The following is an 8,494-nucleotide window of genomic DNA, read 5'->3' as shown; positions in this document are numbered from 1 at the left end:
CTCGACGGCGGCGTGCTCTTCCAGCCAGTCCGCGACTGGCAGGCCGGCCTCGTCGGCCACGCCCTGGTTCCAGAACTGCGAGGCGCACAGCACCTCCACGTCCAGGCCCTCCAGCGTGCTGCGCGCCAGCACCGCGCCGATGTAGGCGCTGCGCGCCCGCTCGACGATGCCCCAGACCAGCGTGGTCTCGGCGGCGCATTGCAGGCCGATCAGGAACGCCTCCTTGCGCGCGCCATCGGCGGATTTCTCCACCATCCAGGGCAGTTGCCCGGCCAGCCGTTCGTCCTGCAGCAGCACGTTCAGCAGGTCGCGCGCCGACGCGCTGGCCGACCGCGCCACGCTGGACGAGCGCCAGGCCGCCCATCGCTCCCTGCTGGACGCCACCCAGCGCGCGCTGGACCTGTCCGATGCGCGCTACTGGCTCGGGGCCGACAGCTTCCTCACGGTGCTGGACGCACAGCGCTCGCTGTACGCGGCGCAGCAGACGCAGATCACCCTGCTGCTGGCCGAGCAGACCAACCGGGTCACGCTGTACAAGGTGCTGGGGGGCGGCTGGGCCGCTGGCGGCGCGGGCGCGGCGGCGGACGATCCGGTTCTGCGCTGACGCGAGGTGCGACGGGTGCGCTCGGTGTACCCCAGCCTGCCAACGAAGCAATGCATTGACGGCCGAAGGCGGGCTGCAGGCGGCAAGCCGATGCGGCGGGCAGGGCTGGACCGAGCCGAGCCTCTTGCCCCTACGCTGCGCGAATCCAGGGGCGAAGGTCCGAGCCCCCGCCCCGAAGCAGCCTGCATGCATTCAGTCATCGCCAGGCCTGCTGATGAACCCGCTCTAACGACCGTAGGCGCCGTATTCGAGATTTCCTGCAGGGAAAACGGTCGATGCCTCGAAATCAGCGGGGTTGTAATGCGGCCGAACCGGCGACTGGGCAGGACTACTCTCGTCTCGAGCAACCATCGCCCCAACGACTTCGGCACGGTGTTCGTTCACGATTCTGGTAAGTCGCTGCAATTTTCTGCTGACATCATCCGGTCCTACGGCACGTCCTGTTCCGACAAGGTACCTCTGGATTTTTGCACTCAGTCTCTCGCACGCTGCCACGGCGCTCTTCATGCCGCCATGGTCAGGGTACTGAATCGCATGCTCCAGCAAAAGCGCTACGGCTTCCTGCTGCCGTCGGAGAGTTCGAGCGGCGTTTCGCGTGGTTGTCTCTGTCGCGTGTAGTGGGGAGCGCGGCGCCATGGATCCCGCCGTACTGGTCCGTCCTCGGCCGGGGCCTGGGCCTGCATACGGCGAGCCATGTTGCAGCGGTGATCGGTTCCCTGGGGTTGCGATGGGGGTATTTGCCGCGGGGGTCTGGATCGGCGTGGAACGGCGCGACGTGCTGGATTGAATGCATCCCATAGGGGGGGGGTTCCTTTGAAAAGTTGAAAACCCCAGTGTTCCCAGAATTCCATTTGATGGAAAAAAGGATGCGAAGCATTGATTGGATGACCGAAGCAGCGATGGTGCGATGAGCACATCGCCTCGTGATGCATCTGCTGCGCACCACCCCAAGCACCAAGAGTGGGCGGCCCATTGAGAAGGCGGGCAGGACCGCCAGGGCTGGCGGCTGCCCGTTCCCAGGCCGGTTGCGCCGACGGATCGACAGGCCGGCTTCAGCCGGCCGGCACCAACTCGACGGCGGCGTGCTCTTCCAGCCAGTCCGCGACTGGCAGGCCGGCCTCGTCGGCCACGCCCTGATTCCAGAACTGCGAGGCGCACAGCACCTCCACGTCCAGGCCCTCCAGCGTGCTGCGCGCCAGCACCGCGCCGATGTAGGCGCTGCGCGCCCGCTCGACGATGCCCCAGACCAGCGTGGTCTCGGCGGCGCATTGCAGGCCGATCAGGAACGCCTCCTTGCGCGCGCCATCGGCGGATTTCTCCACCATCCAGGGCAGTTGCCCGGCCAGCCGTTCGTCCTGCAGCAGCACGTTCAGCAGGTCGCGCGCCGGCTCCGCCCCCAGCGGAACGACCACGAAACGCTCGGTTTCGAATTTCGGGGCCTGGGCGGGCAGCAGCTCGACGCTGGCTTTCATCTCTTGGTACGACATTGTTTTGAACCTCCGTGGGCACCGAGCCTAGGCGCGCGCCCGCGCGGGCCGGGCCAGGCGTCCGAAGGAAGGTGGCCGCAGCCGAAGGCCATCGGCCCGGGCGGCGCTCTCCTCGCCGCCTCGATACGCACCAACGGTGGCTAACCGGCGAGCGCCGGATAGTCCGTATAGCCCTGGGCCCCGGGCGTATAGAACGTGGCCGGCTCGGGCGCGTTCAGCGGCGCGCCCTGGCGCATCCGTTCGACCAGGTCCGGATTGGCGATGAATGCACGGCCGAAGGCGGTGAGGTCGGCCAGGCCGCCCTCCAGCGCGCGCTCCGCACCGGCCTTGTCCAGGCCGCCAGCCAGGATGAACGGGCCGTCGAACGCCGCCTTCAGGTCGGCCTTGAGCTGGGCGGGAACCGGTGGCGTTCCCATGGCCGAGTGGTCCAGCACGTGGACGTACAGGAGGCCGAGCGCGGACAGCGCCTTCACCAGGGCCAGGTACTGACCGTCCACGCCGTCGAAGGCGCCCGCGCTGTTGACCACTCCATGCGGCGACAGGCGGATGCCCACGCGTTCGGCGCCGATTTCCTTGGCGGTGGCCCGCGCCACTTCGAGCACCAGGCGGTTGCGCCCCTCGGCGGTTGCGCCGTAGCCATCCGTGCGGCGGTTGATGTTGGCATTCAGGAACTGCTCCAGGAGATACCCGTTGGCCGCGTGCAGCTCGATGCCGTCGAAACCGGCTTCGATGGCCAGGCGCGCGGCCGTGGCGTATTCGCCGATCACGGCCTGGATGTCGGCCTCGGTCATGGCGCGCGGTGGCGTGTGCGGCTGGCTGCCTTGCGAATCGGTGTACATCTCGCCGGGGCACGCCTCGGCGGACGCGCTGAGCACTTCGGCGCCGGCGGGCAGGTTGGCCTGGTGGGCCACGCGGCCCGTGTGCATCAGTTGCACGACGATCTTGCCGCCTTGGGCATGCACGGCGCTGGTCACCCGCTTCCAGCCTTGCACGTGGGCATCGTTGAACAGGCCGGGAATCCGGGCATAGCCCAGGCCGTTGGGCGACGGCGACGTGCCTTCCGTGACGATGAGGCCGGCCGTCGCGCGCTGCGCGTAGTAGGTCGCCATGAGCGGATTGGGCGTGTTGTGGTCCACCGCGCGGCTGCGGGTGAGCGGCGACATCACCACGCGGTTGGCCAGGGGGATGTTGCGCAAGGAAAAGGGTTCGAAAAGCATCGGGGCTGTCCTTGGAAAAAAGCAGGGCGAAAACGACGGAGGAAAAGGCCATCGGCGTGCGGAGAACCGCGTCCGATGGCGGTGGGGTCCATGGGCTGGCGTCAAACGACGTTGTAGCGAGGGGCCGGCGTTCCCACCTGGCTGCCGGCGAGCAGCGCGGCGCGGGCCGCCTCGTAGCGATCCCACAGGCCGGTGTCGGCAACGGACGGCCAGGTGACCGTTTCGCCCTGGTCCAGCCCGGCGAGCGCGGCGTCGACCAGGTGCTCGGTGGTCATCACGGTGTCTTGGTTGAGTGCCGCCAGCGGCACGCCCGACAGGTCCCAGAGTTCGGTGGCGGTCGATGCGGGCAGGACCAGTTGGACCTGCACCCCCGTGTCGGCCAGTTCCTGCTGCAGGCCTCGGGTGTATTGCAGGACGAAAGCCTTGGTGCCGCTGTAGACCGCGCTGACGGGCAGCGCATGGATGCCCAGCACGGAGGCGATGTTGACGATCACGCCCTGCTTCCTGGCGATGAAGGGGGGCAGCACCGCCTGGGTCAGCCGCGTCAGGGCGGTGATGTTGAGGTCGATCTGGGACACCGCGTCATCGGCAGACCGCTGGGCGGCGGGCCCCAGGCGGGCGATCCCGGCGTTGTTCACCAGCATGTGCAGGCCTTCGTGGGTGGACAGGAGGGCTTCGATGCGCGCCAGGTCCTCGGCCTTGCCGAGGTCCGCCGCCACCGGCTCGGCTTTCACGCCATGGGCCTCGGCGATCCGGGCGCTGAGGGCTTGCAGGCGGTCGGCACGCCGGGCCACCAGAATAAGATCGTATCCACGGGCAGCGAGGCGATCGGCATAGACCGCACCGATGCCGGAAGAAGCCCCGGTGATCAATGCGACTTTGCTGGAATGGGGACGGGTCATCGGGTGTTCTCCAATAAAATTGAGGGCTCAACCAAATAAGTTGAGGGCTCAAATGTAGAGCAGGACAGCGATGCATTTCGAATAGTGCAGCACTCAACCATTTGGAAAATATGGGAATTAGGAACCACCCTGTCGATGCGGCTGCGGATGCCGACTGCGCCTTGAATCAGGCGATCGCGGAGGTCACCGCCACGACCGGTGCGCAGGTCTGCACGAACACGTCGGTGCGCCTGGCGGCGCGCAGATTGGGGCAGCTGTACGACGACGCCCTCGCGCCCCTGAACATCAAGGCGACGCAGCTGGCGCTGATGGTCGAGATCGGCAAGTTCCAGAGTGCCGATGGGCAGGGGCCGACCCTGCAGGACCTGGCGAACCGGCTGGCCATTCAACTATCGGCGCTGACCCATGCCCTCAGGCCCCTGGTGCGCGACGGCATTGCCGAGTTGCGGCAGGACGCCCAGGACCGGCGCACCAAGCACGCCGTGCTGACCGCGCGCGGCAAGCAACTGCTGGCGCAGGCGATCGGGCGCTGGGCCGTCGCCAACGAGCGGGTCGAGGCCGTCCTGGGCCCGGCCTCGGCCGCGAGCCTGCGGGCGCTGGCCGACCAGGTGGCGTCGGATGCGTTCATGGTGGCCTATCAGGCAGAGAACCCGGCGCGGGTGCCCCTGCCTTCCCGGAGCGCGCCGCCAGCGAAAGAGGACTGACCCACGCACCGGCCTGGGCGCCATGCACCAAGGCGGGTCGCCCCCGCCCTGCCCTCGCCTCCGTGCAGGCCACGCCACGCGGCCATTCGCTACTAAATAAATAGCACGATGCCCCAGTGGAATATGCGCCGGGGCCCGATTTCCCTTCAAGACTGTTGATCCCACCCGCACCTGGCACGCGCATTGCAACAGCGTCCCCGTGACCAATGCCGGTCACATGGCTGGCCCCTTCCAATGGCGGAAACGGGGCGGTCAGGACGAAGGCGTCCCCACAGGCAGTGCAGGCTTCAACCGCCCGCGCCCTGTGCGGACGCCTTTTTTGTTTTTTGGTTTCGGCTTCGTCTGCCGGCAGGCGCTGTTCATCCATTTTTGCAGCGCCGCGGCGGGCACCCATGGGGGTCACGATGAAAAAATCCAGGCTGGTGATGGTGGGCAATGGCATGGCCGGGGTGCGCACGCTCGAAGAGCTGCTCAAGATCGCTCCGGACCTCTACGACATCACGGTGTTCGGCGCCGAGCCGCACCCCAACTACAACCGCATCCTGCTGTCGCCCGTGCTGGCGGGCGAGCAGACCATCGACGAGATCATCCTCAACGACTGGTCCTGGTACGAGGAGCACGGCATCCACCTGCACACGGGCTTCACGGTGCACGAAGTGGACCGCGTGCGCCGCGTGGTGCACGCCACCAACGCGGCGGGCGAGGCCATCAGCGCCGAGTACGACCGGCTCATCCTCGCCACCGGCTCCAACCCGTTCATCCTGCCGATTCCGGGCAAGGACTTGCAAGGCGTGCTGGCCTACCGCGACATCGCCGACACGCAGGCCATGATCGACGCCGCCGCCACGTACCAGCATGCGGTCGTGATCGGCGGCGGGCTGCTGGGCCTGGAGGCCGCCAACGGCCTCATGAAGCGCGGCATGCAGGTGAGCGTGGTGCACGTGGGCGACTGGCTGATGGAGCGCCAGCTCGACGACGTGGCCGGCAAGATGCTGCAAAAGTCCCTGGCCGAGCGCGGCATGCAGTTTTTGATGAAGGCGCAGACGCAGGAGCTGGTGGGCGGGCCGGACGGCCGCGTGACGGCGGTGAAGTTCAAGGACGGCACCGAGGTGCCCGCCGACCTGGTGGTGATGGCCGTGGGCATTCGCCCGAACACGCAGCTGGCCGAGAAGATGCGCCTGCACGTCCACCGCGGCATCGTGGTGAGCGACACGCTGCAGACCACCACCGACGCGCGCATCTACGCCGTGGGCGAATGCGCCGCGCACCGGGGCATCGCCTACGGGCTGGTGGCGCCGCTGTTCGAGCAGGGCAAGGTGCTGGCCAACCACCTGGCGGAGTTCGGCATCGGGCGCTACCAGGGCTCGCTCACCTCCACCAAGCTCAAGGTGACGGGCATCGACCTGTTCAGCGCGGGCGATTTCCAGGGCGGTGAAGGCACCGAGGAGATCGTGATGAGCGACCCCTTCGGCGGCGTGTACAAAAAAACTCGTCATCAAGGACGACAAGCTCGTGGGCGCGTGCCTCTACGGCGACACGGTGGACGGCAGCTGGTACTTCAAGCTGCTGCGCGACGGCCGCACGGTGGGCGACATCCGCGACAAGCTGATGTTCGGCGAGAGCAACATCGGCGACGCGGGCCACCAGGGCCACAGCAAGGCCGCCGCCATGGCCGACACCGACGAGGTGTGCGGCTGCAACGGCGTGACCAAGGGCGCCATCTGCAAAGCCATCAAGGACAAGGGCCTGTTCACGCTGGACGACGTGAAAAAGCACACCAAGGCCAGCGCCAGCTGCGGCTCGTGCACGGGCCTGGTGGAGCAGATCATCATGTTCACGGCCGGCGGCGACTACTCCGCCACGCCCAAGACCAAGGCCGTGTGCGGCTGCACCGACCACGGCCACCAAGCGGTGCGCGATGCGATCCGCGCCAACAAGCTGCTGTCCATCGGCGACGTGTTCGCCTTCCTGGAATGGAAGACGCCCAACGGCTGCGCCACCTGCCGCCCGGCCGTCAACTACTACCTCATCAGCACCTGGCCGAAAGAGGCCAAGGACGACCCGCAAAGCCGCGCCATCAACGAGCGCAGCCACGCCAACATCCAGAAGGACGGCACGTACAGCGTGATCCCGCGCATGTGGGGCGGCGAGACCACGGCCAGCGAACTGCGCCGCATCGCCGACGTGGTGGACAAATACCAGATCCCCACCGTGAAGGTGACCGGCGGCCAGCGCATCGACCTGCTGGGCGTGAAGAAGGAAGACCTGCAGGCCGTGTGGAAGGACATCGGCATGCCCAGCGGCCACGCCTACGCCAAGGCCCTGCGCACCGTGAAGACCTGCGTGGGCAGCGAGTGGTGCCGCATGGGCACGCAGGACAGCACACAGATGGGCAAGGACCTGGAGCGCGCGATGTGGCGCATGTACGCCCCGCACAAGGTCAAGTTCGCCGTGAGCGGCTGCCCGCGCAACTGCGCCGAGAGCGGCATCAAGGACGTGGGCATCATCGGCGTGGACAGCGGCTGGGAGATGTACATCGCCGGCAACGGCGGCATCAAGACCGAGGTGGCGCACTTCTTCACCAAGCTCAAGACCGCGGCCGAGGTGCTGGAGTACACCGGGGCTTTTTGCGAGCTGTACCGCCAGGAAGGTTGGTACCTGGAGCGCACGGTGCACTACGTGAACCGCGTGGGCCTCGACCATGTGAAGAAGCGCATCCTCGAAGACCACGAAGGCCGCAAGGCGCTGTGGGAGCAGCTGCAGTTCGCGCTGGATGGCGAGCCCGACCCGTGGTTCGACTTCCAGGAAGCGCGCGTGGACACGCGGCAGTTCGCCGCCATCGCGCCGTGAGCCCCGGCCCAGCCATTGCCACCACCCCTTTCATTCATTCATCCCCCCGATTCGCAAGGAGCCGCCATGAGCGACTGGAAATACATCTGCCGTGTGGACGACATTCCCGTGCTGGGCTCGCGCCGCGTGGCGCGGCCGCAGGGCCTGGACGTGGCGGTGTTCCGCAACGGTGCGGACGAGGTGTTCGCGCTGCTGGACCGGTGTCCGCACAAGGGGGGGCCTCTGTCGCAGGGGATCGTGTTCGGGACGAGCGTGGCGTGTCCGCTGCACAACTGGACGATCGGGTTGTGCGATGGGCAGGCTTCGGCGCCGGACGAGGGGTGTACGCCGAAGTTTGCGGTGAAGGTGGAGGGGGGGGAGGTGTTTTTGGATGCTGTTGAGTTGGCGGGGCATGCGGTGGAATTGGTTAGGCCTGTAGCGGGGCCTATCAGGCGTTTAGTTGCTGGTTCGGGGGCTTGAGGTTGTGGGTGTGGCTTGTTTTGGCGCTGGTAGTGGCTTTTCTTTCCGGGGCCGGGGTGTGCGCCCGGCGGCGCACTCACTTTCTTTGCCTTCGCCAAAAGAAAGTAAGCAAGGAAAGGCGACCCTGCTGGCCGCGTCCCTGCGCTTCGCTCCGGGCACCTGCGGTGCTCGTGCGCGGGTGCGCCGTGGAATCGCTTCGCGCTGCGCGCTGCGCTCGGACAGCCACGGCGAGTCAGTTCACGAAGCAGGTGTGTCCTTCGGCACACCTCGC

The 8,494-nt window shown here is 67.2% G+C and carries 5 protein-coding genes and 3 pseudogenes; 4 read left to right on the top strand and 4 right to left on the bottom strand.

Annotated elements, in window-relative coordinates; translation table 11 throughout:
- Window positions 1-255, bottom strand: a pseudogene (locus AC27IO_RS17615) (GNAT family N-acetyltransferase); the annotation flags it as partial.
- Between the two features lie 40 nt (window positions 256-295).
- On the opposite strand from AC27IO_RS17615, the pseudogene AC27IO_RS17610 reads away from it, so the two are divergent.
- A pseudogene (locus tag AC27IO_RS17610) lies at window positions 296-604 on the top strand (TolC family protein); the annotation flags it as partial.
- A 1,052-nt stretch (window positions 605-1,656) separates the two neighbouring features.
- Here AC27IO_RS17610 and AC27IO_RS17605 read toward each other — a convergent pair.
- The 3 genes from AC27IO_RS17605 to AC27IO_RS17595 form a co-directional block, all read right to left on the bottom strand.
- Complete coding sequence (locus AC27IO_RS17605) at window positions 1,657-2,091, bottom strand: GNAT family N-acetyltransferase (RefSeq protein WP_487113746.1); 435 nt, start codon at window positions 2,089-2,091, stop codon at window positions 1,657-1,659.
- A gap of 140 nt (window positions 2,092-2,231) precedes the next feature.
- Entirely contained in the window at window positions 2,232-3,308 is a 1,077-nt protein-coding gene (locus AC27IO_RS17600) for an alkene reductase (RefSeq protein WP_498739924.1), read from the bottom strand.
- A gap of 101 nt (window positions 3,309-3,409) precedes the next feature.
- Window positions 3,410-4,210 carry an SDR family NAD(P)-dependent oxidoreductase gene (locus AC27IO_RS17595; RefSeq protein ID WP_498739923.1) on the bottom strand — a complete coding sequence of 267 codons (801 nt, stop codon included), beginning with the start codon at window positions 4,208-4,210 and terminating at the stop codon, window positions 3,410-3,412.
- Window positions 4,211-4,320: 110 nt separating this feature from the next.
- Here AC27IO_RS17595 and AC27IO_RS17590 point away from each other — a divergent pair, with 110 nt between their 5' ends.
- From AC27IO_RS17590 to nirD, 3 genes and pseudogenes are all read left to right on the top strand, one after another.
- On the top strand, window positions 4,321-4,914 hold the full coding sequence (locus tag AC27IO_RS17590) for a MarR family winged helix-turn-helix transcriptional regulator (RefSeq protein ID WP_498739921.1): 594 nt from the start codon (window positions 4,321-4,323) through the stop codon (window positions 4,912-4,914).
- A 404-nt stretch (window positions 4,915-5,318) separates the two neighbouring features.
- Window positions 5,319-7,764: pseudogene (gene nirB, locus AC27IO_RS17585) on the top strand (nitrite reductase large subunit NirB).
- A 66-nt stretch (window positions 7,765-7,830) separates the two neighbouring features.
- Window positions 7,831-8,223: a nitrite reductase small subunit NirD gene (gene nirD / locus AC27IO_RS17580; protein WP_284431550.1), complete on the top strand. Its 393-nt coding sequence runs from the start codon at window positions 7,831-7,833 to the stop codon at window positions 8,221-8,223.
- Window positions 8,224-8,494 lie beyond the last annotated feature (271 nt).

The sequence above is a fragment of the Acidovorax sp. KNOB132 genome (genome assembly GCF_057541515.1).
The sequence above is the reverse complement of the archived record's forward strand: the minus strand, read 5'-3'. Positions and strand labels throughout refer to the sequence as shown.

What these genes read in the sequence shown, in the direction of transcription:
- nirD (WP_284431550.1), top strand. Translation starts at nt 7,831, where the DNA reads ATGAGCGACTGGAAATACATCTGCCGTGTGGACGACATTCCCGTGCTG.
- AC27IO_RS17600 (WP_498739924.1), bottom strand. Translation starts at nt 3,308, where the DNA reads ATGCTTTTCGAACCCTTTTCCTTGCGCAACATCCCCCTGGCCAACCGC.
- AC27IO_RS17590 (WP_498739921.1), top strand. Translation starts at nt 4,321, where the DNA reads ATGGGAATTAGGAACCACCCTGTCGATGCGGCTGCGGATGCCGACTGC.
- AC27IO_RS17605 (WP_487113746.1), bottom strand. Translation starts at nt 2,091, where the DNA reads ATGTCGTACCAAGAGATGAAAGCCAGCGTCGAGCTGCTGCCCGCCCAG.
- AC27IO_RS17595 (WP_498739923.1), bottom strand. Translation starts at nt 4,210, where the DNA reads ATGACCCGTCCCCATTCCAGCAAAGTCGCATTGATCACCGGGGCTTCT.